This window comes from Amycolatopsis sp. NPDC047767 (assembly GCF_040704195.1).
Taxonomy (GTDB): Bacteria; Actinomycetota; Actinomycetes; order Mycobacteriales; family Pseudonocardiaceae; genus Amycolatopsis.
The window spans coordinates 480,178-505,041 of sequence record NZ_JBEYSJ010000003.1; the positions used below are offsets into that span (position 1 = coordinate 480,178).

The 24,864-nt window shown below is 71.8% G+C and carries 24 protein-coding genes; 20 read left to right on the plus strand and 4 right to left on the minus strand.

Annotation, left to right across the window (positions count from 1 at the left end):
* Positions 1–11: 11 nt before the first annotated feature.
* The 12 genes from AB0878_RS08490 to AB0878_RS08545 all read left to right on the plus strand — a co-directional run bounded on the left by AB0878_RS08490 (position 12) and on the right by AB0878_RS08545 (position 11,261).
* Positions 12–1,271 carry an ATP-binding protein gene (locus AB0878_RS08490; protein WP_366577796.1) on the plus strand — a complete coding sequence of 420 codons (1,260 nt, stop codon included), beginning with the start codon at positions 12–14 and terminating at the stop codon, positions 1,269–1,271.
* A complete protein-coding gene (locus AB0878_RS08495; RefSeq protein ID WP_204091841.1) occupies positions 1,268–1,957 on the plus strand; it encodes a response regulator transcription factor in 690 nt (229 codons plus the stop codon). The genes AB0878_RS08490 and AB0878_RS08495 overlap by 4 nt, the downstream gene beginning before the upstream one ends.
* Before the next feature lie 196 nt (positions 1,958–2,153).
* Positions 2,154–3,137 (plus strand): Ppx/GppA phosphatase family protein, encoded by a 984-nt coding sequence (locus tag AB0878_RS08500; protein ID WP_366577798.1) that lies wholly within the window; start codon positions 2,154–2,156, stop codon positions 3,135–3,137.
* Entirely contained in the window at positions 3,134–3,292 is a 159-nt protein-coding gene (locus AB0878_RS08505) for a hypothetical protein (protein WP_366577800.1), read from the plus strand. Before AB0878_RS08500 ends, AB0878_RS08505 begins: the two co-directional genes overlap by 4 nt.
* Positions 3,289–5,100 carry a hypothetical protein gene (locus tag AB0878_RS08510; RefSeq protein ID WP_366577802.1) on the plus strand — a complete coding sequence of 604 codons (1,812 nt, stop codon included), beginning with the start codon at positions 3,289–3,291 and terminating at the stop codon, positions 5,098–5,100. Before AB0878_RS08505 ends, AB0878_RS08510 begins: the two co-directional genes overlap by 4 nt.
* Before the next feature lie 497 nt (positions 5,101–5,597).
* The gene (locus tag AB0878_RS08515) at positions 5,598–6,413 is read left to right on the plus strand and encodes a sugar phosphate isomerase/epimerase (protein ID WP_366577804.1); all 816 of its coding nucleotides are present in this window, start codon (positions 5,598–5,600) and stop codon (positions 6,411–6,413) included.
* Positions 6,414–6,534: 121 nt separating this feature from the next.
* Entirely contained in the window at positions 6,535–7,389 is an 855-nt protein-coding gene (locus AB0878_RS08520) for a thioesterase family protein (RefSeq protein ID WP_366577806.1), read from the plus strand.
* 24 nt (positions 7,390–7,413) lie between these two features.
* Positions 7,414–8,226, plus strand: a complete 813-nt coding sequence (gene proC, locus AB0878_RS08525; protein ID WP_366577808.1) for a pyrroline-5-carboxylate reductase — start codon at positions 7,414–7,416, stop codon at positions 8,224–8,226.
* 186 nt (positions 8,227–8,412) lie between these two features.
* On the plus strand, positions 8,413–8,628 hold the full coding sequence (locus tag AB0878_RS08530) for a helix-turn-helix domain-containing protein (RefSeq protein ID WP_037353555.1): 216 nt from the start codon (positions 8,413–8,415) through the stop codon (positions 8,626–8,628).
* Positions 8,629–8,823: 195 nt separating this feature from the next.
* Positions 8,824–8,925, plus strand: a complete 102-nt coding sequence (locus AB0878_RS08535) for an AURKAIP1/COX24 domain-containing protein (protein ID WP_007030867.1) — start codon at positions 8,824–8,826, stop codon at positions 8,923–8,925.
* 273 nt (positions 8,926–9,198) lie between these two features.
* Positions 9,199–10,245, plus strand: a complete 1,047-nt coding sequence (locus AB0878_RS08540) for an NAD-dependent epimerase/dehydratase family protein (protein WP_366577811.1) — start codon at positions 9,199–9,201, stop codon at positions 10,243–10,245.
* Complete coding sequence (locus AB0878_RS08545; protein WP_366577813.1) at positions 10,242–11,261, plus strand: lysophospholipid acyltransferase family protein; 1,020 nt, start codon at positions 10,242–10,244, stop codon at positions 11,259–11,261. The genes AB0878_RS08540 and AB0878_RS08545 overlap by 4 nt, the downstream gene beginning before the upstream one ends.
* Positions 11,262–11,286: 25 nt before the next feature.
* Here AB0878_RS08545 and AB0878_RS08550 read toward each other — a convergent pair whose 3' ends face one another.
* A complete protein-coding gene (locus AB0878_RS08550; RefSeq protein ID WP_366577926.1) occupies positions 11,287–12,195 on the minus strand; it encodes an HAD-IB family hydrolase in 909 nt (302 codons plus the stop codon).
* A gap of 302 nt (positions 12,196–12,497) precedes the next feature.
* On the opposite strand from AB0878_RS08550, the gene AB0878_RS08555 reads away from it, so the two are divergent.
* Complete coding sequence (locus tag AB0878_RS08555; protein ID WP_366577815.1) at positions 12,498–13,286, plus strand: maleylpyruvate isomerase family mycothiol-dependent enzyme; 789 nt, start codon at positions 12,498–12,500, stop codon at positions 13,284–13,286.
* A 27-nt stretch (positions 13,287–13,313) separates the two neighbouring features.
* Here AB0878_RS08555 and AB0878_RS08560 read toward each other — a convergent pair whose 3' ends face one another.
* Both AB0878_RS08560 and AB0878_RS08565 read right to left on the minus strand, forming a co-directional pair.
* A complete protein-coding gene (locus AB0878_RS08560; protein ID WP_366577816.1) occupies positions 13,314–14,396 on the minus strand; it encodes a DUF5667 domain-containing protein in 1,083 nt (360 codons plus the stop codon).
* A 123-nt stretch (positions 14,397–14,519) separates the two neighbouring features.
* Positions 14,520–15,224, minus strand: a complete 705-nt coding sequence (locus AB0878_RS08565; RefSeq protein WP_366577818.1) for a sigma-70 family RNA polymerase sigma factor — start codon at positions 15,222–15,224, stop codon at positions 14,520–14,522.
* A 278-nt stretch (positions 15,225–15,502) separates the two neighbouring features.
* Between AB0878_RS08565 and AB0878_RS08570 the strand changes: the two genes are divergently transcribed.
* The 3 genes from AB0878_RS08570 to AB0878_RS08580 all read left to right on the plus strand — a co-directional run bounded on the left by AB0878_RS08570 (position 15,503) and on the right by AB0878_RS08580 (position 18,922).
* Positions 15,503–17,020, plus strand: a complete 1,518-nt coding sequence (locus AB0878_RS08570) for an AMP-binding protein (protein WP_366577820.1) — start codon at positions 15,503–15,505, stop codon at positions 17,018–17,020.
* Between the two features lie 17 nt (positions 17,021–17,037).
* Positions 17,038–17,277 carry a glutaredoxin family protein gene (locus AB0878_RS08575; RefSeq protein ID WP_366577822.1) on the plus strand — a complete coding sequence of 80 codons (240 nt, stop codon included), beginning with the start codon at positions 17,038–17,040 and terminating at the stop codon, positions 17,275–17,277.
* An 82-nt stretch (positions 17,278–17,359) separates the two neighbouring features.
* The gene (locus AB0878_RS08580) at positions 17,360–18,922 is read left to right on the plus strand and encodes a molybdopterin-dependent oxidoreductase (RefSeq protein ID WP_366577823.1); all 1,563 of its coding nucleotides are present in this window, start codon (positions 17,360–17,362) and stop codon (positions 18,920–18,922) included.
* A gap of 7 nt (positions 18,923–18,929) precedes the next feature.
* Here AB0878_RS08580 and AB0878_RS08585 read toward each other — a convergent pair whose 3' ends face one another.
* On the minus strand, positions 18,930–19,565 hold the full coding sequence (locus tag AB0878_RS08585; RefSeq protein WP_366577825.1) for a hypothetical protein: 636 nt from the start codon (positions 19,563–19,565) through the stop codon (positions 18,930–18,932).
* Between the two features lie 430 nt (positions 19,566–19,995).
* Here AB0878_RS08585 and AB0878_RS08590 point away from each other — a divergent pair, with 430 nt between their 5' ends.
* From AB0878_RS08590 to AB0878_RS08605, 4 genes are all read left to right on the plus strand, one after another.
* Positions 19,996–20,901 carry a redox-sensing transcriptional repressor Rex gene (locus AB0878_RS08590; protein ID WP_366577827.1) on the plus strand — a complete coding sequence of 302 codons (906 nt, stop codon included), beginning with the start codon at positions 19,996–19,998 and terminating at the stop codon, positions 20,899–20,901.
* Positions 20,898–22,214: a glutamyl-tRNA reductase gene (locus AB0878_RS08595; RefSeq protein ID WP_366577829.1), complete on the plus strand. Its 1,317-nt coding sequence runs from the start codon at positions 20,898–20,900 to the stop codon at positions 22,212–22,214. Before AB0878_RS08590 ends, AB0878_RS08595 begins: the two co-directional genes overlap by 4 nt.
* Positions 22,215–22,217: 3 nt before the next feature.
* A complete protein-coding gene (gene hemC, locus AB0878_RS08600) occupies positions 22,218–23,168 on the plus strand; it encodes a hydroxymethylbilane synthase (protein ID WP_366577831.1) in 951 nt (316 codons plus the stop codon).
* Positions 23,169–23,254: 86 nt separating this feature from the next.
* Positions 23,255–24,787, plus strand: a complete 1,533-nt coding sequence (locus AB0878_RS08605) for a bifunctional uroporphyrinogen-III C-methyltransferase/uroporphyrinogen-III synthase (protein WP_366577833.1) — start codon at positions 23,255–23,257, stop codon at positions 24,785–24,787.
* Positions 24,788–24,864: the final 77 nt, after the last annotated feature.

A 24,864-nucleotide genomic window follows, 5' to 3' on the forward strand; every position in this document is an offset into this window, starting at 1 on the left:
ACGATTCCTTTGTGACCACGCCAGTTGCCCTGATCTCGGCCATCGGCGCTCTTGTCGTCGGCGCGGTCGTCGGGTTCCTCATCGCCCGGGCGCGAGCCCGGAAGGAGACGGCACGGCCGGTGGGACCGACCGTGGCGGAGCTCCTCGAACGGCTGATCCGGTCGTCCCGGAGCGGCGTTGTCGTCCTCAACCGCTTCGGTGACCTCGTGCTGCACAACCCGAGGGCCTACGAGCTCGGCCTGGTTCGCGTGAACCAGGCCGACCCGCGGGCCCGTGCCGCCGCCGAGCAGGTGGTGGAGACCGACGAGCCGATGGAGATCGACCTGTCGCCGCTCGAGAACCGCGGGCGGCGCCAGCCGGAGGCGGTGCTCGGCGAGGTCCGCCCGCTCGGCGACGGCTTCACCGTGGTCGAGGCCGTGGACCACTCCGAGGCCATCCGCCTGGAGGCCGTGCGGCGCGACTTCGTGGCCAACGTGAGCCACGAGCTCAAGACCCCGGTCGGCGCGATCGCGCTGCTCACCGAGGCCGTGCTCGACGCCGCCGACGACGTGGACGAAGTCCGCCGCTTCGGCAGCAAGATCCTCCGCGAGTCGACCCGGCTAGGCACGCTCGTGACCGAGCTGATCGCGCTTTCGCGCCTGCAGGGCGCCGAACGGCTGCCGGACCTCAACGTCGTCGAGGTCGACGCCGTGGTGCGGGAAGCGCTCGGCCGGACAACGTTGTCAGCGGAGTCGGCGGAGATCACCATCACCACCGACACGGCCAGCGGCCTGCTCATCGAAGGCGACCGGACGCTGCTGGTCACGGCCCTGTCGAACCTGCTGGAGAACGCCGTCGCGTACTCGTCGCCGGGCAGCCCGGTGTCGATCTCGCGCCGGCTCGCCGACGGCATGGTAGAGATCGCCGTGACCGACCGTGGCATCGGCATCGCCGAGGACGAGCAGCAGCGCGTGTTCGAACGCTTCTACCGCGCGGACAAGGCCCGCTCCCGCGCCACCGGCGGCACGGGGCTGGGCCTGGCGATCGTGAAGCACGTCGCGGCCAACCACGGCGGTTCGGTGGGCCTGTGGAGCAGACCCGGCACCGGGTCCACGTTCACGCTGCGGATCCCCGCGCACGTCAGCCCCGAGCCCGGCGGCGACGGCGCGCGCGGCGGCAAGCAGACCCAGCCCGCCACCGTGGTGCGGCAGGACAAGACCCCCGAGCGGACACCCCGGCTCGTGGCAACCGGGCAGGAGCTCTCCGGCCCAGACCATGGAGGAAACCTGTGACGAGGGTTCTCATTGTCGAGGACGAAGAGTCCTTCGCCGACCCGCTCGCCTTCCTGTTGCGCAAGGAAGGTTTCACGGCCGCGGTGGCCGGGACGGGACAGCAGGCGCTCGAGGAGTTCGACCGCAACGGCGCCGACATCGTGCTGCTCGATCTCATGCTCCCGGGCATGAGCGGCACGGACGTGTGCAAGCAGCTGCGCCAGCGTTCGGCCGTGCCGGTGATCATGGTGACGGCGCGCGACAGCGAGATCGACAAGGTCGTGGGCCTGGAACTGGGCGCCGACGACTACGTGACGAAGCCGTACTCGGCCCGGGAGCTCATCGCGCGCGTGCGCGCGGTGCTGCGCCGCGGCGGCGAGCCGGGCGCGGAGGGCGAGCTGGCCCCGCTGGTGCTCTCGGCCGGGCCGGTGCGGATGGACGTCGAGCGCCACGTCGTGACCGTGGACGGCGCGGAGGTTTCGCTGCCGCTCAAGGAGTTCGACCTCCTGGAGTACCTGCTGCGCAATGTGGGCCGCGTGCTCACGCGCGGCCAGCTGATCGACCGCGTGTGGGGCGCCGACTACGTCGGGGACACCAAGACCCTCGACGTGCACGTGAAGCGCCTGCGCTCGAAGATCGAGCCCGACCCGGGCTCCCCGCGCCACCTCGTGACTGTGCGCGGCCTCGGGTACAAGTTCGAGACGTGAGCCGGCGGTAGGGAAAACACCGGAGCACGGCCGGGATGGCGGGGTTTTTTCTTGCCACCCCGGCCGGTTTCGCTCCTGGGGAAACGCCTCATTTTTCACCCTGCGCGGGCGCTCGGGCACGCAGAGTCGAGCCCGGACCGAGTGGTGTTGGTTACAGTTTCGAGACCTGGCTGTGGGACCGGTACGCTGGATCCTCGTGCGCCTAGGGGTACTCGACGTCGGGTCCAACACCGTCCACCTGCTGGTGGTCGACGCCCATCGTGGTGCGCACCCGACGCCCATGCACTCGGAGAAGGCCGTGTTGCGCCTCGCCGAGCAGATCACGCGAACCGGAGACCTCAGCCGCGCGGGGTCCGACCAGCTGGTGCGGGCCGTGGAGTCGGCGCGGGCCGCGGCCGTGCGGCTCGGGTGCGAAGACGTGATGGCGTTCGCGACGTCGGCCGTGCGCGAGGCCAAGAACTCGGCGAAGGTGCTGGCCAGGGTCGCGGACGAGACCGGCGTCGAGCTGAAGGTGCTCTCCGGCGTCGACGAGGCGCGCCTGACGTTCCTGGCCGTGCGCCGGTGGTTCGGCTGGTCGGCCGGCCAGGTGCTGGTGCTCGACATCGGCGGCGGCTCGCTGGAGGTCGCGATGGGCCGCGACGAGGAACCTGTGCTCGCGGAGTCGCTGCCGCTGGGAGCCGGGCGCACCACGCGCACGCGCTTCCGCCACGACCCGCCGACACGCTCGGAGGTCGTGGCGACCTCGGCGTGGCTGGAGGACCAGCTCAGCGGGCTCGCGAAGAAGGTCGCGAAATGGGGTGAACCCGATCGGGTGGTGGCGACGTCGAAGACGTTCCGCTCCCTGGCCAGGCTCACCGGCGCGGCCCCCTCGGCGGCCGGCCCGCGCGTGCGCCGTACGCTCACGGACACCGCGTTGCGCCAGCTCATCGCCTTCATCTCGCGCATGCCCGCAGCGGACCTCGCACAACTCGAGGGAGTCAGCTCGAGCCGGTCGCACCAGCTCGTGGCGGGTGCTCTGGTGGCGCAAGCCGCCATGCGGGCGCTTTCCCTCGAAGAACTCGAGATCTGCCCGTGGGCACTGCGAGAGGGTGTCATCCTGCGACGGCTGGACCATTCCAACGGCGCGGACGAAACTGGGGCCGCCCTCGCCGGCGTTTCGGCGAACGGGGAGGACCGGTGACAGCAGTGGACTGGACTTCGGTGACGGAAAACAGGCACGGTGAAGAGGTGACGGACATGCACAGCACGGTGTTCAGCGCGCGCGGCGCCGCCTGCGTCCGGCCGCCGGCACCTGCCGTGGCCAACCCCGAGCGCGCTTTGGACAGCACGGTATGACCGACGAGAACGGCGCCCCGCCCCAGAAGACCGTGGCCGAACTGCTCGCCCAGCACGGGCAGCAGGTCGAGGGTTCACGGCGGCGCAGGCGTCGCGCAGCGGAAGACGACGACGCCCCCGAGCAGCCGCCGGAGGGCGGCCGCCGCGCGGCGGGCGTGAGCGACACCGCTCCGCAGGCGATCATCGACCGCGTGACCAGCGACGGCGGCACTCCGCCGCCGCCTTCGCGTTCGGCGGGTGGCCGTCGTCGTTCGGACGGGCCCGCGGCCCCCGCGGCCCCCGCGCCGCGCGCGGTGCCGCAGGAGTCGGGGCCGTTGCAGCGTCCGCCTGCTGCTCCTCCCGCGCCGCCCGCCGGTCCCCAGGGGCCGGGTGGGATGGCCGGTCCTGGTCCCGCGGGTCCGGGTGGACCTGGTCCGTCCGGTCCGCCGACGCGGTCGGTCCGCCCGGTGAACGGGCAGCAGGATTCCGGGTTCGTGCGTCAGCCGCCGCAGGAGTCGGGGCAGTTCGCCCGCCCGCCGGAGTCCGGCCAGTTCGTGCGGCCGCAGGAGACGGGGTACACCCGCCCGCCCGCGCCGCCGCAGGAGTCGGGTCAGTTCGTGCGACCGCAGGAATCGGCGCAAATGCCGGTTCCGCCTTCGCCCGAGTCGAGCCAGTTCGTGCGTCCGCCGGCGCCGCCGCAGGAGTCCGGCCAGATGCCGGTGCCGCCGCGGGGACGTCCCACGCGTCAGCAGCCGGTGCCGCCGCCGGGTGCGGAAGAGACCCGCAACCAGGTGCCGCCGGTCCGCCGTCGTCCCGGCCCGCCGCCCGCGCCGGGTGGCACGCTCGCGTCGCGGCTCGACGGTCTCGACGGAACGCCCGACGCCGACGTGCCCGAGCCGCCCATGGCCAGTGGCGCGTTCCCGACGGGTGCGCCGCAGCGTCCGCGCCGGGCGCCGGCCCGCCGGCCCGCGCCGCAGCAGGACCCGCACACGGAGCAGTTCGACGCCGTGGCCGGCGTGGAGCCGGAGGCGCCTGAGGTGGCGCCCGGTCCCGGTGGCCCTGGCCCCGGTGGCCCCGGCCCGGCTGGTCCTGGTCCGGGTGGTCCTGGTGGTCCGCCCGCGCAGCCGCCAGGCTTGGCGGGCTGGCGCAAGCGTCGTCAGCAGGAACAGCTCGAGGACACCGAGATCGGCGTGATGCCGGTCGTCCCGGGCGAACCCGCCGACGCCTACGCCGACGAGGACTACGCGGCCGACGACTACGCCGAGCCGTACCCACCCGAGGGCGACTACGACGGCGGCCCGCCCACCATGGCCGCCCCCGCCGACTTCGACGCCGGCCCGCCCACCGCGGGCTACCCAGCGCCCATGCCGTTCGCCCCGGGCGGCGGCCCCGTCGACGACGACCTGTCCGAGTACGAACGCGAGTTCGCCCAGCCGGGCTCCCCGGACTTCGACGGCGACGACTACGGCTACGACCAGCACGGCGACTACGAGGACGACTACGACGACGTCGCCCCCGAAGAACCCGCCGCCGCCCCCGCGGCTGCCGAGCCGGTCCCCGAAGGCTCCCCGGGCAAACAGTGGCTCACCCTCGCGGGCCAACTGGCCCTCGGCGTCGTCGGCGGCGCCGCCGTCTGGCTCGGCTTCAACTGGCTCTGGGTCAACCTCGCCCCGGCCGCCCTCGTGGGCGCGCTGCTGGTGATCGTGGCGCTGGTGTGGATCGTCCGCAAGATCCGCCGCGCCGAAGACCTGCAGACCACGCTGCTGGCCATCCTGGTCGGCCTGGTGGTGACCGTTTCCCCCGCAGCCCTGTTGCTGGTGGGGCGCTAGGCACCTATCGCGTCGGAACTCCCGGCCCCCGCTTCGGCGGGCCGGGAGTTCTCGCATTTCGGCCCCCGGCCCGGCACACCCCCACCCGCCTCACCCCAACGCGGCGTTCGTTGCGCTCAACGCACCGAACGCCGCATTGGTTGCGCTCAACGCACCGAACGCCGCATTGGCGCGCTCTGGCCCCCACCCAACCGCCGGCCGCACGCCCGACTCACCACCCACCCGAGCCAGGCGCACCACCGCCCCAACCACCAGCCGACAACGCAACCAATCCCCGCACCCAGACCCGCCCCGGCACCCCGATCCGAAGCCTCCTTGCGGCCGGCGACCTTGTGTCAAGGCACGCTTTCCCGCCTTGACACAAGGTCACCGGCCGTCAACACAATCCAGCTTCGGGGTGCACTCCCCAGGCAAGCCGCCCTGCGAGGACAAGAACACGGACAACAGCTCTGCGGAGACCCACGGCACCTGCGACACGCCCACCCAGGCAAGGCAGGATGTCCCCCGTGAGCGCGCCTGAGAACCCGATCCCCGTGGGCCTGAGCACTGCGTCGGTGTGGCCCCTGCGGGCCGGGGCGGCGTTCGAGCTCGCGGCGGAGCTCGGGTACGACGGGGTCGAGGTCATGGTGTGGGCGGACCCCATCAGCCAGGACGTCGCGGCGGTGCGGCGGTGGTCGAAGCGCACGAACGTGCCCATTCTCTCCATCCACTCGCCGTCGTTGTTGATCACGCAGCGGGTGTGGTCGCCGGATCCCGAGATCCGGTTGCGGAAGTCCGTGGAGGCCGCGCAGGAGCTGGGGGCGCGGACGGTCGTCGTGCACCCGCCGTTCCGGTGGCAGCGGCGGTACGGCGACGCGTTCGGGGACCTCGTGGACGAGCTGGAGGAGAAGTCCGGCATCGAGGTCGCCGTGGAGAACATGTTCAAGGTGCGGCCGCCGGGTGGGTCGCGGAACGCGCGGGTGTCGGCGTTCCGGCCGTCGATCGACCCCACGGACGTCGGGTTCCGGCACTACACGCTTGATCTTTCCCACAGCGCCGCCGCGCGGATGGACGCGCTGGCGCTGGCCCAGCGGATGGGGGAGGGCCTGAGCCACGTCCACCTCGCCGACGGCACGGGCGTGCCCAAGGACGAGCACCTCATCCCGGGCCACGGGGGTCAGCCGTGCGCCGAACTGCTGGAAAAGCTGGTCAGCGACGGTTTCACCGGTCAGGTCGTGCTCGAAGTCAACACGCGGCACGCCGTGGCCACCGCGGAGCGGGCCCGCGCTCTCGCGGAGGCGCTGCTGTTCGCCCGGTTGCACCTCGGACAGTGACCAGGTCGTTAGCATGATCGGCTGTCCGGGCGGTCCCGGGCCCGCCGACACCCTCTTCCGGCTCATCGACACGTAAAGTGCCGACCGTGAACTCGTTGCGATCGTTGAACTTCTCCGCCACATGCACCGCCGTGGCCGGCCGTTCGTGAGCCGGGCCGAACAGACGGCGACGGCTTTCGACGCGGCCAGCACGGTCCGCTCCCTCGGGGACGGGACTTTCACGGCCACGCTGAGAGCGGAATGGGCGATCGCGAACCACCCCCACGGCGGATTTCTCCTGGCCCTGCTGGCCAAGGCCGCCACGGCCGTGCTCGGCGAACGCGGCGAACCCACGGCCGAACCGCTGGTGGTCAGCGCCGAGTTCCTGCACGCCCCGGCGCTGGGCCCGGTGCTGCTGCGCACCGACGTCCGCAAGGTCGGCCGCCGCGCGTCGGTGGTCGGGGTGCGGCTGGAGCAGCGTGGGCGAAGCTGCGTGGAGGCGCGAGTGACGACCGGGCGGCTGCCGATGCGGCGCCCGGACTGGAGTGACGTACCGCAGCTGCCGGCCGAACCGCCTTCGGGCGCGGTGCCACTCGGTGCCGAAACGTCGGAGGGCGTGTTCAACCTCTCGTCCAGCTGCGAGGTCCGCGTGGACCCGGCCACGGCGGGGTATCTCGCCGGGCGCGCCGGCGACCCGCCGCGGATGAAGTTGTGGGTACGTCCCCGAGACGGGATCGGCGACGTCTACTTCGCACTCCTCGCGGGCGACCTCAACCCGCCGGTGGTGGCCAACCTCGGCCGCGTCGGCTGGGCGCCCACGGTGCAGCTCACGGCCTTCCTGCGCACCCGCCCGGCCCCGGGCTGGCTGCGCATCCTGGTGGAATCGCGTTCGGTGCACGAGGCCTGGTTCGACTCCGACGCCACGGTGGTCGACTCCCAGGGGCGGCTCGTCGCGCAGGCGCGCCAGCTCGCGCTCGCCCCGGCACCGGGAGCCTGACGCGCGTTTGGCACTCTCAGTGGCATGAGTGTGATTGCGGTGCTGGGCGCGGGAAAGATCGGCGAAGCTCTCCTGTCGGGGCTGCTGCACGGGGGCCACGCGCCCGGCGACCTGCTCTTCACCGAGCGCTACGAGGGTCGCGTCCGCGAGCTCGAGGAGCGCTACCCGGGCATGCGTGCGGCGACCGTCGAGGAGGCCGCGAAGCGTGCGGACGTGCTCGTGGTCGCCGTGAAGCCGCAGGACATCGAGCCGGTGCTGGCGGAGCTGGCGCCGCTGCTCGGGGCGTCCTCGCTGGTCGTCTCGCTGTGCGCGGGGCTGCCGACGTCGCTGTACGAGCGGCGCCTGGCCGACGGCGTGCCCGTGGTCCGCGTGATGCCGAACACGCCGATGCTGGTCGGCGAGGCCATGAGCGCGATGTCGCCCGGCCGCTACGCCACCGCCGAACACCTGGCCACGGTCCACGAGCTGCTCTCGCACGTCGGCCAGGTCGTCGAGGTACCGGAATCGCAGCAGGACGCCGTCACGGCCCTCTCAGGCTCAGGACCGGCCTACTTCTTCTACCTGGTCGAGGCCATGATCGACGCCGGCATCCTGCTCGGCCTCCCGCGCGCGCTCGCGGGGCAGCTGATCATCCAGTCGGCCGTGGGCGCCGCGAAGATGCTCGCCGAGGGCACGGACCACCCCGTGCTGCTGCGCGAGGCCGTCACGTCGCCCGCCGGCACCACGATCAACGCGATCCGCGAGCTCGAGAAGCACGGCGTGCGGGCGGCTCTGCTGGACGCGATCGAGGCCGCGCGCGACCGTTCGGAAGAGCTCGGCCGCGCCCACGAGGACTGACAAAACCGGCAAACCAGACCCGGGAGGGTTATCCGCGTGCGGAAAACCCGCAGGTAGGGGCCCATCCCGGTGACAGCCGTCGCACTAGTCCCACGTGTCCCGCTACCCTCTGGGAGAGCACGTGCGTGTCGATACCACAGGTGGGGAAGCCTCGTGGCGCGACACGTGTCGAAGGACGCGGTAATCATGTCGCCGAACAAGAAGGAGGATTTGCCCGCGGTAGGGCAGGTCCAGTTTTTGACAGTCGCCGAAGTGGCCACGCTGATGCGGGTCTCGAAGATGACCGTGTACCGGCTGGTGCACTCGGGTGAGCTCCCCGCCGTGCGGGTGGGCAAGTCGTTCCGGGTGCCCGAAAAGGCTGTGCACGAGTACCTGCAGGGTGCTTACTTCGACGTCGGATAGCAGCTCAGTGCGGCGAGCCGCTCCGTTGAGGGCGGCGGCGGGCGGGGCTGCGCGGTCGCCGGGCATGCGCTAGCCATGCCCGCCGACCGGCCCGCGTCAGGACGCGGGTAACCTGGTAGACCGCTCGTGCCTGTGCGCTCCACCCGTTGGACGCTGCGCCGGGCAGCGTGACCGACGACAACTGAGGAGCGCCCTATGGGTTCCGTGATCAAGAAGCGCCGCAAGCGCATGTCCAAGAAGAAGCACCGCAAGTTGCTTCGCCGTACGCGAGTGCAGCGTCGTAAGGCCGGCAAGTGAGCCAGCCCCACAGCTGATGCGCCGTGGCCCGTCCAGTCTCTGGACGGGCCACGTCCATGTGGTGGGCCTTCTCCCCCGATCGAGTGAGGCGTGAGCCGCAATTCTCGGGTGGAGTTGTAAATACGAAGTAAGACCTGGTCAGGGCACCCCCCGGCGCCGGTAACATCGGTGGTGCGTCCGCGCGATGCTTTCAATGAGTGCAGGCTCGTGCACTTCGGGTGATCGTCCGCCCTCTCACGCCCAGCCGAACAGCCCAGCCGCACAGGGAGTCCCATGCCGTCGAACATCGTGCTCGTCACCGGGGTCGCCGGAGACCTGGGCGGGAAGCTGCTCGCCCGCCTCGGCACCAACTCCGCCTTCGAGCGCGTGATCGGCGTCGACACCGCGCCGCCTCCGAAAGAGGTGCTGCAGCGGATGGGCAATGCGGAGTTCGTGCGCGCCGACATCCGCAACCCGCTGATCGCCAAGGTCATCAGCAGCGCCGGCGTCGACACGGTGGTCCACACGGCGTGCCTGGCCCACCCGGCCGGCCCGAGCCGCCGCTCCGCCGACAAGGAACTGAACGTGATCGGCACCATGCGGCTGCTGGCGGCCTGCCAGAGCTCGCCGAAGGTGCGCAAGCTCGTGGTCAAGTCCACTGCGGCCGTCTACGGCGCGGGGGCGCGTTCGCAGGCCGTGTTCACGGAGGACTCGGAGCTGATCCCGACGTCGTCCAGCGGCTACGCGAAGGACGCCGTTGAGGTGGAGGGCTACGTGCGCGGCCTCGCCCGACGCCGGCCCGACATCACGGTCACGCTCGCGCGCTTCGCCAACATCATCGGGCCCGAGGTCGACACGGTGCTCTCGCGGTACTTCGCGCTGCCCGTCGTGCCCACCGTCTTCGGCTACGACGCGCGGCTGCAGCTACTGCACGCGTCCGACGCGCTGGGCGTGCTGGAGCAGGCCGTGCTGCAGGACAAGCCGGGCGTGTTCAACGTCGCGTCGGAAGGGGTACTCGGGTTGTCCCAGGCGATCCGCCGGGCGGGCCGCGTGGGGCTGCCGATGCCGAGCGCGGTGGTGCCGTCCGTGGGCAAGGTCCTGCGGGGCGCGCGCGTGGTCGACTTCTCGGCCGACCAGGTCCGCCTGCTGAACTTCGGGCGGGTCGTGGACATCACGAAGCTCAAGACGGAGTTCGGCTACCAGCCTCGCTTCACCACGCGCGAGGCGTTCGACGACTACACCGCGGGCCGCGGCCTGCGCCCGGTGTTCGACGGCGCCCGGCTGGCCTCGCTGGCCGGCAAGGTCCTCGTGGCCGCCGCGACCGGGCAGGCCGGCCGATGAGCCCCGCGATCGGAAGTGAGGCGCACACCGTGAACGGAGCCGAGGCCCAGGTGATCCCGCTGCACGGCCCGGGGCGGGTTTCGCAGCCTGCCGCGCCGCCGGCCGAGCCTGCGAAGTCTGCTTCGGACGCGCCGGTGGTGGCTTTCCCGGCCGCCCCGCCGTCTCCCGCCGAGCCGGAACCCCTGCCGGAGTCCGTGCGCTCGGCGCTGGCGTTCCTGCGGAACCGCCTGACGGGCGACTACACCGTCGACGAGTTCGGCTTCGACGCCGAGCTCACCGAGACCCTCGTGCTGCCGCCGCTGCGCGCGTTGTACGAGAAGTGGTTCCGCGTCGACACCTTCGGCGTCGAGAACCTCCCGGCGACCGGCGGCGCGCTGCTCGTGTCGAACCACTCGGGCACCTTGCCGCTCGACGCGTTGATGACCGCCGTCGCCGTCCACGACGAGACGGGCGGGCGCCACCTGCGCGGCCTCGGCGCCGACCTGGTGTTCAAGATGCCGCTGGTGGGCTCCTTCGCGCGCAAGTCGGGCCAGACGCTGGCCTGCAACGCCGACGCCGAACGCCTGCTGCGCGGCGGCGAGCTCGTCGGCGTGTGGCCGGAAGGCTTCAAGGGCATCGGCAAGCCGTTCTCCGCGCGCTACAAGCTGCAACGCTTCGGCCGCGGCGGCTTCGTCTCCGCCGCCATGCGGGCGGGCGTGCCGATCATCCCCGTGTCCGTCGTCGGCGCGGAGGAGACGTACCCCAAAATCGGCGACATCCGCCTGCTCGCGCGGGTGCTCGGTCTGCCGTACTTCCCGGTCACGCCGTTCTTCCCGCTGTTCGGTGCCCTCGGCGCCGTCCCGCTGCCCACGAAGTGGACCATCGAGTTCGGCGAACCCATTCGCACCGACGACTTCACCCCGGACGCCATCGACGACCCGATGCTGGTGTTCACCCTGACGGACCAGGTGCGCGAATCCATCCAGCAAGCCCTGTACCGCCGCCTCGCCCAGCGCAAGAACATCTTCCGCGGCTGAGGCGCCTCAGCCGCCGGTGACAACGTCAGCGGCGGCGGTAGGCCATCCCCGCGGCGACGGCGCCCGCCAGCGCGCCCGCGCCCAGGACCGACGGGACGCCGATCTTCGCCGCCTTGCGGCCCGTGCGGAAGTCGCGGATTTCCCAGCCGCGGGCGCGGGCCACGTCGCGCAGGCCGGAGTCCGGGTTGATGGCCACGGCGGTGCCGACGGCGGACAACATGGGGACGTCGTTCTGCGAGTCGGAGTACGCGGTGCAGCGTTTGAGGTTCAGACCTTCGCGCGAGGCGAGGGCGCGGACGGCGTGGGCCTTGGCGCGGCCGTGGAGCAGGTCGCCGACCAGGCGGCCGGTGTAGACGCCGTCCTTGGTTTCCGCGACGGTGCCGAGGGCGCCCGTCAGGCCCAAGCGCCGCGAGATGATCGCGGCGAGCTCGATGGGTGTGGCGGTGACGAGCCACACGCGCTGGCCCGCGTCGAGGTGCATCTGGGCGAGCGCGCGGGTGCCGGACCAGATCTTGTCGGCCATGAGCTCGTCGTAGATCTCTTCGCTGATGCTGGTGAGCTCCTCGACGGTGCGACCGGCCACAAAGGACAGTGCGCGCTCGCGGTGGGACTTGATGTCCTCCTTGTTCTCGCGCCCGCCCAGGCGGAACTTCACCTGCTGCCACACGAAACCGGCTAGGTCGGCGGACGTGAAGAACTTGCGCGCCGCGAGGCCGCGCGCGAAGTAGAAGATCGACGCGCCCATCATCATCGTGTTGTCGACGTCGAAGAACGCGGCCGCGGTCAGGTCCGGTGGGGCCGGGGGCACGGCAGGCTCGGCGTTCGCCGTGATCTGAGCGGCCTCGGCCGACGCCTCGCCCGCGAGCGTGGCGAGCCGTTCGAGCTCCTGACTCTTATCCTTGCCACGCCAAGCTGACACGCACACCGCCTCCACGTTCGGGCACGTCCCGGCGGCCGGGAACGGCCGGGTCCTGACGCACAGCGTAGCGACCACGCGACTCACCCGTTCCAGGTGTGGTGAGGGCCTCGATCAGGGGTTGCCGAAGCGCCGAGTGATCACCTGGCTCCGTCCGAGGTGACCGCGGTTGTTCGTGGCCGGCGTCCGCGATTTCCGACCTTCGGGCGGAAGGATCGAAAGTCGTGCTCGGGGTTGTCGATCCCGGATACCGTCGTTCGACGCGTAGTCGAAGGCGCCCGCAGGGGGCGGGCGCTCACCCCGACACCAAGGACAGTGCCATGACCGAGCTGAACGCGGAAACCGTCCGGCGCGCGATCGTCGACCACACCCGGCGGCTGGCGGAATCGGCCGCCGTGGCCGGGCCCGGCGCCGCCGTGCCGACGGCCCCGGACTGGACCGTCACCGACCTGGTCGCGCACGTGGGCCAGACGCAGAACTGGGTCGCGGAGATCATCGAGCGGCGCATCACCGATCCCACACAGCTGCCCACAGAGATGGCCGTGCTGCCGGCCGAACCCGGCGAGTGGCCGGCGTGGCTGGCGGAGTCCGCGCAGCGAGTGGCGAGCGCGTGCTCCGACGACGCACTCGAGGCGCCGGTGTTCAACGCCGCCGGCGACGAGCGGTCCGGGGCGCGATTCTGGATGTCCAGCATGCTGAACGAGGCCGTCGTCCACGGTCTCGACGCAGCCAATGCGGCGGGCCGCCCGGCCGATGTCGACGCCGGTGTTGCCGCCGCGCTCATCGGCAACCACCTCGCGATGCTCACCTCGCCCACGTGGACGATGCAACGGCCCGAGTCCGCTCACGCCGTCCGGGGCACCGGGCAGACCCTGCAGTGGCGGGCCACCGACACCGACGGCGCGTGGTTCGTCGAACGGCGCCCGGACGGAGCGACGTGGCAGCCCGGGACCCGGCAGGCCGACGTGACGGTGACCGGCCCGGCACAGTCGCTGCTGATGGTCCTGACCCGCCGGCTCCCTCTCTCTGACGGCGAAACCATCAGCGTCGACGGCGACCTCGACCTCGCCCAGCACTGGCTCGACAACACCGCGCACGCCAGCGACTGACCGGGCCGAGTCCCGCCCCGCCGACGATCACCCGATGACAATGGGCGGAAGCCCCGGCAGCAGCGGCGGGATCGAGATCAACGGCGGCGGCGGGCTGGTCGTCGGCAGCCGCGGCGTCGTCGGCGCGGTGATCGGCGGCGAGAACACCGGCGGGGGAGCCGTGGCGCTGCCCCCGGACGTCGGCGTCGGCGTGCTGGACACGGCCAGGTCCGGCGGGGACGACGTCCCGGTCGCCGGCGGCACCCCGCTTTCGGTCGGCGTAGGGGTGGGGCCAGGCGACGAAGGCGAAGGCGGCGCCGGCTCACCAGGACGCGTGGGCTGCTGCGTACACGCGCCGCGCGCCGGAAGCAGGCCCAGCTCGTCGGAGCTGCCCGTGGTGATCTCGTAGCAGTTCAGCCGCGACACCAGCGCCGACGTCCGCTGCTGCACGCGCGTGAGCAGCCCGCGCGCGCCGCTCAAGTCCGCGCGGGCGGACGTCGGGACCCGCGGCTGCTCGGCCGCCAGCAGCCGGGCCTGCTCCTTCGTCCACGTCTCGAGGTCCGACAGCTGCGTCCGCCCGCTGCCGCCCGTCGCCAGTGCCGTCAACGCCGTGACGCCCGCGCGGACGTCGCTGCCGAAGTCCCCCAGCGCCGTCCGGTACGCCGACGGCGACGCGTCCGTCATCAGCCCCAGTTCGCTCACGCGGTTGGCGGCGAACTCCAGGTGCTTACGCGCTTTGGCTTCGTCGCCGAACGTCAGCCCCAGCGACGTCTCTTCACCCGCGCGCTTCACGGTGTACAGCGCGTCGCCCGGCATGGCGTTGCGCGACAGCAGCAGCGTCAGCCCGGCCAGCCCCAGCACGAGCGCGATGCCGGCCGCCACCAGATCGGCCATCCGCGGCTTCCAGCGCCGCCGGACGACGGTCTGGCCGAGCCGGCCCTCGATCTCCGCCCGGATGCGCTCGCGCGTCGCGACGTCGGGCGCGCCCGCCTCGCCCAGCGAACGCAGGGCGGCGACCACGGCCAGCTCGTCGGCGAACTCGCCGTCGCGCTCGACGGGCGACGGGTCCAGCGCGCGATCGAACCGCTCGTTCTCGGCTCGATCCCGCGAAAACCACCCGGGCACGCCCACGGTGCTGCTCCGTCTCCACAAAGCTTCACAAAGCTCTACAAGCCCCGGCCCTGACAGCCGGTCTGCGTGGAGAAACGATTAAGAAGACGAAGAAGTTACGGTTGCGCCGGGACGTGAAAAAAGTCAGCGCAGCCCGGTGGGCAGCAATTGGGCCAGACGGCGGACAGCGCGGTGCTGCAGCGCCTTGATCGCGCCCTCGTTGCGGTGCATCACCTGGGCCGTCTCCGCGACCGACAGCCCCTGCAGGAACCGCAGCACGATGCACTCGCGCTGGTCCTCGCCCAGCTCGGCGACGCAGCGCAGCAGCTCCGCGCGCGTGGCGCCCGCGATGGCCTGCTGCTCCGGCCCGGCCTGCGCGGCCGGCCCGACGGCCGAAACCGGTGCCGCGCCCGGCTCGCTGACCTCATCGGTCACGACCTCGAGACGGAAGCGGCTCGACTTCACGTGGTCGAGGATCAGGTTCCGGGCGATCGTGACGAACCAGGCCCCGACGTCGCGGCCCTGGTAGCTCACGGACGTGATCCGGCGCAGCGCGCGCAGGAACGTCTCGCTCGTGACGTCCTCGGCCAGCTCGCGATCGCCGAGGCGGAACAGCGCGTAGCGGTAGACGACGTCGACGTACCGGTCGTAGAGCTTCCCGAACGCCGAGGAGTCGCCCTCCTGCGCTTCGCGCACGAGGTCCCACGCCTCGATCTTGGCGGCTTCGGCGGGGTCCGGCGCCTGCGCGGCCTCGGTCGCCCTGGTCAGCGGGACGGCGGCGGGCCGCCCGAACGCACGTTCGGCGAACATCACGAGGGGGCCGCGGTTCGCGGTGGTCGGCAGGGTCACAGGGCGGCACCTCCTGCGGTCCGGAGGCCGGGCGGGCGGCCTCCGCGGCGAGCTGTGCGCCCGTCCCCCACGCGAGCAGGAATGGGCCGCTGAACGTGTTCCACGACTGCGTGGACCAGCAAGTTCGTCACGGCGACTCCCTTTCTCGCGTCACCCGGCAGTGATCAACGCCACCCGGCGACGCAGTGCAGCATACGTGTAGTTACCGCGAAGTAGGTAGAGGTCCCGCGGTACCGGAGGTGCGACGATCGCGCGGCGTCCCCGTTACGGGTGACAAGATGACAAAAGGGCTACAGCAGGAAGGGGGCCCGGTGGAGGGTGTCGCGCAGCTGCTGACCGAGGCGGCGGCCAGGTGGGCGGACGAAACGGCCATCACCGAGACCGGCACGGGGGCCACGCTCACCTGGCGGGAGCTCGACGAGGCGGCCCACGCGCAGGCGCGGCGGCTCGTCGAAGCCGGCGTAGGCCCGGGCGACCGGGTCGTGCTGCGGCTGCCGACGTCGGCGGATTTCGCCGTCGCCCTGTATGGCGTGCTGCGCGCCGGCGCGATCGCGGTGCCACTGTCTCCGCAGGCGCCCGCGCCGGAGCTGGAGCAGCTGCTTTCGCATTGCGACCCGCGGTTCGTGATCCAGCGCGACGACGACACCGACCTGCCCGAAAGCCTCACGGCGCTGTCACCTCGCGGCGAACTCGGGGGAGACCCTGTGGACCTCGGCCGCGCCGGCGAGGACATCGCGGTGATCTCCTACACCTCGGGGACCACCGGCCCGCCGCGCGGCGTGCTGCTGTCGCACCGCGCGCTGCTGGCGAACCTCGAGCAGCTCAGCCAGGTCGAGGGCGTGCCGGTGCACGACGACCGCGTGCTCGTGACCATCCCGCTGTTCCACGTCTACGGCCTCGGCCCGGGCCTGCTCCAGGCGACGGCCGTGGGCGCGACGCTGGTGCTCTCGGAGCGCTTCGAGCCGGCGAAGACGCTGGACGACTGCGCCGAGTACCGCGTCACGTCGATCGCCGGCGTGCCGACCATGTACACGGAGTTCGCCGACCTCGGCGCCGAGGAGCTGGCGCGCGGGCTCGCGACCGTGCGGATGTTGACCTCGGGTGCCGCGCCGCTGCACCCGCGCGTGCTGGCGGCGATCCGCGAGGCCACCGGCCACGACGTCTACGAGGGCTACGGCCTCACCGAATGCGCGCCGGTGGTCACGTCGACGCTGGTCACGGGCTACCCGAAGCCCGGCTCGGTCGGGCGGCCGCTGCCCGGCATCGAGCTGCGGCTGGTGGACAGCGACGGCACCGAGGAGGGCGTGCCGCTCGACCCGGACGACGTCGCCGACGTCTTCGAGTCGGGCGGCGACACCGGCCTGGTGTCGATCCGCGGCGCGAACCTGTTCTCGGGCTACTGGCCCGACGGCGCGCACGGCCCCGACGCCGAGGGCTGGTTCCGCACCGGCGACGTCGGTTACCTCGACCTCGACGGCGACCTGCACCTGGTCGACCGCGCCAACGACCTGATCATCGTCAACGGCTTCAACGTCTACCCCCACGAGGTCGAGGACGTGATCTCGCGGCTGCCGGGCGTGGCGGAGGTCGCCGTGGTCGGGGTCGTCGACGAGCGCAGCGGCGAGGCCGTGAAGGCGGTCGTGGTGCCGGCCGAGGGAGCGGCGCTGTCGGAGCAGCAGGTGAGCGACCAGTGCGCGGCGAACCTGGCCGGGTACAAGGTGCCGCACCTCGTGGAGTTCGTTTCGACGCTGCCGCATTCGGCCACCGGGAAGCTGCGGCGGCTCAAGCTGCGCTGACGCGGTTCTAGACTGCGGTGGTGCATCAGGTGACGGTGATGACGCGCGCCGGCTGCCACCTCTGCGAGGTGGCCGAGGCCGAGGTCGCGCGGATCTGCGGTGAGCTCGACGTGCCGTGGGAGCTCGCGGACGTCGACAGTGACGCGGAGTGGCGAGCCGAGTACGGCGACCAGGTTCCGGTGATCCTCATCGACGGTGCGGAACACGGGTACTGGCGGGTGGAGGAAGAGCGGTTCCGCCGGGCGCTGGCCGGCTAGTTCCGCCCGATAGTCCGATGCGGTAATCAAGTCGTAAGGGTTCCCGGCGGTATCGGGGGTCGAGCCCGCCGAAGATGGTGGGGTGAGCGCGTTGAAGGAAGCCCCGCAGACCGTCAAGCCCCCTGAGCCGCGGCGGCTGTCGTTGCCGATCGCGTCGTTGATCGGGCTGGCGGCCTTGATCACCACATTGGGTGTGGGGCACCTGATCGCCGGCTTCGTCGGTTACAACGCGTCGCCGTTCGTGGCCGTCGCCGACTTCGTGATCGCGCACAGCCCGCACGCCGTGGTGGTGTGGGCGGAGCAGACGCTCGGCACGGCGGACAAGACCGTGCTGAAGATCGGCCTGGCCGTGGTGCTAGTGCTGTTCGCGGTGCTGGCCGGGCAGGTTTCGCGCCGCACGCCGCGAGGTGGCCAGATCGTGGTGGTGCTGCTGGGCATCGCCGGGATCGCGGCCGTCTACGAGCGCACCGACGTCGGGCAGCTCGCGCTGCTGGCGCCCGTGGTGTCGCTGGCGGCTTCGGCGTTCGTGTTCACCTGGCTGCACCACTACGCGCTGCCGCCGGCGTTCGACGAGGCCCGCCCGCCGAAGGGCCCGACGCGGCGGCAGGTCCTGTCGCGCGGCATCGGCGTCGCGGCGGGCGCGGGGGTCGCGGCCGTCGCCGGGCAGGCGATCTCGAGCACGGGCAGCGCCGACACCTCGCGGGCGGCCGTGGGACCGCTCGTCGCCGCGCGCAAGGCCCCGCCGCTGCCGCCGGACGCCGATTTCCAGAAGCTGGGCTCGCCGCCGTTCATCACGCCGAACTCGGACTTCTACCGCATCGACACGGCGTTCGTGGTGCCGCAGGTGCGCACCGAGGAGTGGAACCTGAAGATCCACGGCCTCGTCAACCGTGAGGTTTCGTTCTCCTACAACGACATCCGCTCGCGGCCGCTGGTCGAGCGTGAGGTCACTTTGACGTGTGTCTCCAACGAGGTCGGCGGGGACCTGATCTCCACGGCCAAGTTCATCGGCGTGGACCTCGTCGACCTCCTCGACGCGGCCGGCGTGCAACCCGGCGCGGAACAGATGTACGCGACGAGCATCGACGGCTTCACCTGCAGCACCCCGGCCAAGATCGCCCTCGACCCGACGCGCGGCGCCATGCTCGCCATCGGCATGAACGGCGAACCCCTGCCCGTCGAACACGGCTTCCCCGCGCGGATCGTCATTCCGGGCCTGTACGGCTACGTCTCCGCGACGAAGTGGGTCACCAGCCTCGAGTTCGCCAAGTGGGACGACCGTCAGTCCTACTGGCTGCAGCGCGGCTGGGCCGAGCAGGCGCCCATCAAGACCGAGTCGCGCATCGACACCGCCAAAGTGACCTCGGGCAAGCTCCGCGTCGCCGGCACGGCGTGGGCCCAGCACATCGGCATCGCCAAGGTCGAGGTGCGCGTCGACCAGGGCCCGTGGCAGCCGACCACCCTGTCGACCGAGGTCAACAAAGACACGTGGCGCATGTGGTGGACCGACCTCGCCGTGCCGTCGGGCAGCCACACGGTGACCGTCCGCGCGACCGACCAGTCGGGCTACACCCAGACGGACCAGGCCGCGGAGCCGGTGCCGAACGGAGCTTCGGGCTGGCACTCGGTGATGGTGAACGCCTGACGCTGGGTCAACCGAGCCGCGCGCGGGTGAGCAGCTCCCCGAGCTGCTCCAGCGCGGGCTCCACGCGGCCGAGGTCGAACCGCCCTTCGTCCCACACGAGGACCTCGCCGCCGTCGACGCGAAACGGTCGCGGGTGGGCGGTGAGCCAGACCTGCGCTTCGGGAGTGAGGCTCGTGGCGTCGCCTTCGACCACGAACCGCCGATCGAAGTCAGGGTTACCGGTCGCGTTCCCACCCACGCCCAGCCGTCCCGCGACGACACCCGCAACCCCGCGGCGCCGCACGGTGAGCACTGGCGCGCCGGCGACCTTCACGGCGTACACCTGCAGGTACAGCCGCTCGGCGCTGTCGTTGCTGTCGACGTCGGAATGCCCGACGACCTCGCTGTACTCGAACGAGGTGAACTCGCGCCCGTCGTGGCTCCCGCTCACGGCGTGCCACGCCCGCGGCCGTCGTCCCCGCCCGAAGGGGTAGCCGTGGCACCGCCCGAGCAACTGGGGCGCCCGTTCCCGGTAGGTCCACCCCCGCTCGCGCGCCCCGGCGGCGATGGCCGCGGTCCGGCGCCGGTAGCCGCGCAGGTACCAAACCCCGTAACCGCCGACGACAAGCGCCAGGACGACGTACCAGTACCAGTGCCCGGCCAACGCTCACCCACCTCCACGTACGACGGGTCTCAGCCCGGCAGCTTCTCCACGATCCGACCCGCGACCTTGTCCGTGACTCCGCCAGGTCGGCGATCTCCGGTTCCGCGCGCTGGGCGTCGAACCGCCCGCCGTCCCAGGATCGGCGCGATAACGCACTAGACCCAGTGGGTGGCCATCAGCCTGAACGACCTCCGAAACGCGGGCGGGGCGCGGATGATCTTGCCCGGCCGGCCCCGGTGCCCGCCGCGACCCGGGCCGCTGTCACCTGATCGGGCGCGGGTGTGGGTCGTGTCATGTCGATGACCAGTGACTTTGTGCGTGCGTTCACAAGTGGACTACCGTAGGGAGCCGTCCCGCAAAAGCCCGGCATTGAACCGGACTCCAGTCGCGGGGTCAAGAGATGCGACCCAATCTTGAGGAGTGACCGGGCGTGGTGACACAGCGGGGGAGGCGCAGCGGTGCCGAACCGCCCGCTGAACCACCCCGCCGGGCCGCGAAGGGCAACGGCCGCGCCCGGCGGGCAGCGCCTGATGCCGACAACGCGCCCACGGCGGAGATGCCCGCGGTCGACAGCGCCGTCGAGACGGCCGTCCGCGCGAAGCAGATCCCCGAAGCGGCCGTCGCGCGCCTCGCCGTGTACCTGCGGGTCCTGTCGGGCATGGCGGAGCAGGGTGCGACCACCGTCTCCAGCGAAGAGCTCTCCGCGTCCGCCGGCGTGAACTCCGCCAAGCTGCGCAAAGACCTGTCCTACCTCGGCTCGTACGGCACGCGTGGCGTCGGCTACGAGGTGCAGGTGCTGGTCAGCCAGATCGAACGCATCCTCGGCCTCACCCGCCAGCACCGCGTCGCCGTGGTCGGGATCGGTAACCTCGGTCACGCGCTGGCCAACTACGGCGGGTTCCCCGGCCGCGGTTTCCCCGTCGAGGCGCTGTTCGACCTCGACCCCGACCTCGTCGGGGTTCCCGTAGGGGGACTGCCCGTCTCGCACCTGGACGAAATCCCGCGCGTCTGCTCCGAACGGCAGATTTCCATCGGGATCATCGCCACACCTCCTACCGCTGCGCAGTCCGTGTGCGACAGGCTGGTAGCGGGCGGCGTCCAGTGCATACTGAACTTCGCGCCGGTGGTGCTCCAGGTACCGGCGCACATCGAGGTCCGCAAGGTCGACCTGGCGGTCGAACTTCAGATCCTCTCGTTCCACGTGGCTCGCCGTGCCGATGACGCCCTGGCAATTCAGGGGAATACCGGGTTACCCGACGCCGGCCTGCCGATCGACAATGGCAGTAACGGCAACGGACAGGCAGACGGCGGTCTTGGAATGGTGGTGCGCGGATGAGCGTGTTGGCGGTCGGGCTCTCCCACCGAAGTGCGGAGCTGACCACGCTCGAACGGGCCGCCGTGCCCGCGGAAGAGGTCACCAAGGTCCTGCACGAGCTGCAGCAGGCCGAGCACGTGAGCGAGGCCATGCTGGTCTCCACGTGCAACCGCATCGAGGTCTACGCGGTGGTCGAGACGTTCCACGGCGGCGTGAACGACGTCTCCGACGTGCTCGCCCGCCAGGCCGGCATGGAGCCGGCGGAGCTCTACGACAACCTCTACGTGCACTACGCCGGCGCGGCCGTCGAGCACCTGTTCTCCGTGACGTCGGGCCTCGACTCGATGGTCGTCGGCGAGACGCAGATCCTCGGCCAGGTCCGCTCGGCCTACGCCACCGCGCGTGAGGCCGGCACGGTCGGGCGCACGCTGCACGAGCTGATCCAGACGACGCTGCGCGTCGGCAAGCGCGTGCACTCCGAGACGGGTCTCGACCAGCTCGGCGCGTCCGTGGTGTCCGAGGCGCTGGCCGCCGCGGGCGACCTCGTCGGCAAGCACGCCCTGATCGTCGGCGCCGGCTCGATGGGTGCGCTCACCGCGTCGCACCTGCGCAAGGCCGGCATCGGCGAGATCACCGTGGCCAACCGCACCGAGGCCAAGGCCGCGCGGCTCGCCGAGAAGACCGCGGTGGAGGGCGTGCCCGCGCGTGCCGTGCCGCTGTCCGAGCTGGCCGACGCCGTGGCGAAGGCCGACATCGTCGTGTCGTGCACCGGCGCGCAGGACGCCGTGTTCCTGCCCGAGCATGTGCCCGCCCGCGCGGGCCGCCCGCTTGTGGTGTGCGACCTCGGCCTGCCGAAGGACGTCGACGCGGGCGTGGCCGACCTGGCCGACGTGACCGTCGTCGACCTCGAGACGATCCAGCGCCGCATGCGCGACGCCGGCGCCCCCACCACCGAACGCCAGACGATCAGGGCCAACGGCATCGTGCTCGACGAGGTGCGCGACTACCTCGCCGGCCAGCGCAGCGCCGAGGTCACGCCCACCGTCACCGCGCTGCGCCGCCGCGCGGCCGAGGTGGTCGACGCGGAGCTGCTGCGTCTGGACAACCGCCTCCCGGACCTCGACACGCAGGTCCGCGAAGAAGTCGGCCGCACGGTCCGCCGTGTCGTCGACAAACTGCTGCACGCGCCCACAGTGCGGGTGAAGCAGCTGGCCGCCGAGACGGCCGACACCGACTACGCCAACGCGTTGCGCGAGCTGTTCTGCCTCGATCCGCAGGCCCCCGCGGCTGTGGCGAGCCCCACCGCCGTGCCGCCAGACATCGAGAAGAAGTAAGCAGTGGACAGAGTGATTCGCATCGGGACGCGCGGCAGCAAGCTCGCCGTCGCGCAGACCGAGACCGTGGCCGACAAGATCCGCGCCACCGGCGCCGAGGTCGAGATCGTCCGCGTGACCACCCCCGGCGACGTCTCCAGCAAGCCGATCCCGCAGATCGGCGTCGGCGTCTTCACCTCGGCGCTGCGGGAAGCGTTGCTGCGCAAGGAAATCGACGTCATCGTCCACTCGTACAAGGACCTGCCCACGGCGCCGGCGGCCGGCATCGTGCTCGCCGCCGTGCCGCCGCGCGAGGACCCGCGCGACGCGTTGATCGCCCGCGACGGCCTCACTCTGGGTGAGCTCCCGCCGGGTTCGAAGGTCGGCACGGGGGCGCCGCGGCGCACCTCGCAGCTGCTCGCGCTGGGTCTCGGTTTGGAAATCGTGCCGATCCGGGGCAATATCGATACCCGCATGCGCAAGGTCACTGACGGCGAGCTCGATGCCGTGGTGCTCGCGCGTGCCGGACTGGCCCGGATCGGTCTGGTGGGGGCGATCACCGAGACCCTCGACCCGATCCAGATGCTGCCCGCTCCCGCGCAGGGGGCGCTGGCGGTGGAGTGCCGGGCCGAAGACGTGGACGTGGAGCACCTGCTCGCGTCCAGTTTGGACGACGAGGGCACGCGGGCCGCGGTGACGGCCGAGCGTTCCCTGCTGGCCGCGCTCGAGGCGGGGTGCAGCGCACCCGTGGGTGCGCTCGCCGAGATCGTCGAGGACCTCGACTCCGAGGGCGCGGTCGTGGAACGGATCTCGTTGCGCGGCACCGCGGCCGTCGAGGGCGAGAACGGCGCGGTCGACATGCTGCGGGCTTCCGCACTCGCCGACTTCGCCGAGGCGGAGCAGCTCGGCCGGACGTTGGCGGCCGAGCTCCTCGACCTGGGTGCCGGCGCACTGCTGTCCGGCCCCGCCCAGTGACGCAACCCGCAGAGCACTCGAATGACCAGCACCACACACCTGCGGCCGATGACGTACCCGGCCGCCTGACAGGAGAAACGCCAGAGATGACCCCCGCTCGCAAGACCGCTGGGCGCGTCGCCTTCGTGGGCTCGGGCCCCGGTGACGCCGGGCTGCTCACAGTCCGCGCCCAGGAGCTGCTCGCCAAGGCCGAGGTCGTGGTGACCGATCCCGACGTGCCCGCCACCGTCCTCGCGCTCGCCGGCCCCGGCGCCGAGGTCCGGCCCGCCGTCGGTGAGCCCGCCGACGTGTCGAAGGACCTGACCACCGAGGCCAAGGCCGGGCGGCTCGTGCTGCGCCTGGTCGCCGGCGACCCGCTGACCACCCCCGCCGTGGTGAACGAGGTGCAGGCCGTGGCCCGCACGTCCGCCGTGTTCGAGGTGATCCCGGGCGTTTCCCCCGGCGCCGCGGTGCCGGCCTACGCCGGTGTCGCTCTCGGCGGCACCCACACCGAGGTCGACGTCCGCGGCGAGGTCGACTGGGCGGCGCTCGCCGCGCAGCCCGGCCCGCTCGTGCTGCACGCCACCTCGGCGCACCTGGCCGAGGCCGCCAGCCGGCTCACGGAGAAGGGTATGCCGCCGTCCACGCCCGTCGCCGTGACGGCCAACGGCACCATCAACACCCAGCGCACGCTCGACTCCACGCTCAGCACCCTGGGCAACGACGCGGGTGAGCTCGTCGGCCCGCTGATCGTGACCATCGGCCAGGCCGCCGGGCAGCGCTCGAAGCTGTCGTGGTGGGAGTCGCGCGCGCTGTACGGCTGGAAGGTCCTGGTGCCGCGCACCAAGGAGCAGGCCGGCGAGATGGCCGACCGCCTCCGCAGCCACGGCGCGACCTCGCACGAGGTGCCCACGATCTCCGTCGAGCCGCCCCGCAGCCCGGCGCAGATGGAGCGCTCGGTGAAGGGCCTCGTCGACGGCCGCTACCAGTGGATCGTCTTCACCTCCACCAACGCGGTGCGCGCGGTGTGGGAGAAGTTCGAGGAGTTCGGCCTCGACGCCCGCGCGTTCTCCGGCGTGAAGATCGCCTGCGTCGGCGCCTCGACGGCCGCCAAGGTCCGCTCGTTCGGCATCATCCCCGAGCTGATCCCGTCGGGCGAGCAGTCGTCCGAGGGTCTGCTCGCCGAGTTCCCGCCGTACGACGACGTGCTCGACCCCGTGGACCGCGTGCTGCTGCCGCGCGCCGACATCGCCACTGAGACGTTGTCCGCCGGCCTGCGCGACCGCGGCTGGGAAATCGACGACGTCACGGCCTACCGCACGGTCCGCGCCGCCCCGCCGCCCGCCGAGACCCGCGAGATGATCAAGACCGGCGGCTTCGACGCGGTCTGCTTCACCTCGTCCTCGACGGTGCGCAACCTGGTCGGCATCGCCGGCAAGCCGCACACGCGCACCCTGGTCGCGTGCATCGGCCCGAAGACCGCGGAAACCGCCGTGGAATTCGGCCTGCGCGTCGACGTCCAGCCGGAGAAGGCCGACGTGCCCCACCTGGTGGACGCCCTGGCCGAGCACGCCGCCCGGCTTCGCGCGGAGGGCGCCCTGCCGCCGCCCCGCAAGGCGAAGCGGGCGCGTCGCAGCTGACGGGTTTGGTTCGGGAAGGGCCCTTCTCCGGTTTCCGGGGAGGGGCCCTTTTCGTGTCGGGGGCAGGTCCTTGTGGG

Coding starts and splice junctions, on each gene's coding strand:
- AB0878_RS08510 (WP_366577802.1), top strand. CDS start 3,289: ATGACCGACGAGAACGGCGCCCCGCCCCAGAAGACCGTGGCCGAACTG.
- AB0878_RS08515 (WP_366577804.1), top strand. CDS start 5,598: ATGTCCCCCGTGAGCGCGCCTGAGAACCCGATCCCCGTGGGCCTGAGC.
- AB0878_RS08520 (WP_366577806.1), top strand. CDS start 6,535: ATGCACCGCCGTGGCCGGCCGTTCGTGAGCCGGGCCGAACAGACGGCG.
- proC (WP_366577808.1), top strand. CDS start 7,414: ATGAGTGTGATTGCGGTGCTGGGCGCGGGAAAGATCGGCGAAGCTCTC.
- AB0878_RS08530 (WP_037353555.1), top strand. CDS start 8,413: ATGTCGCCGAACAAGAAGGAGGATTTGCCCGCGGTAGGGCAGGTCCAG.
- AB0878_RS08535 (WP_007030867.1), top strand. CDS start 8,824: ATGGGTTCCGTGATCAAGAAGCGCCGCAAGCGCATGTCCAAGAAGAAG.
- AB0878_RS08540 (WP_366577811.1), top strand. CDS start 9,199: ATGCCGTCGAACATCGTGCTCGTCACCGGGGTCGCCGGAGACCTGGGC.
- AB0878_RS08545 (WP_366577813.1), top strand. CDS start 10,242: ATGAGCCCCGCGATCGGAAGTGAGGCGCACACCGTGAACGGAGCCGAG.
- AB0878_RS08555 (WP_366577815.1), top strand. CDS start 12,498: ATGACCGAGCTGAACGCGGAAACCGTCCGGCGCGCGATCGTCGACCAC.
- AB0878_RS08570 (WP_366577820.1), top strand. CDS start 15,503: ATGACAAAAGGGCTACAGCAGGAAGGGGGCCCGGTGGAGGGTGTCGCG.
- AB0878_RS08595 (WP_366577829.1), top strand. CDS start 20,898: ATGAGCGTGTTGGCGGTCGGGCTCTCCCACCGAAGTGCGGAGCTGACC.
- AB0878_RS08605 (WP_366577833.1), top strand. CDS start 23,255: ATGACCCCCGCTCGCAAGACCGCTGGGCGCGTCGCCTTCGTGGGCTCG.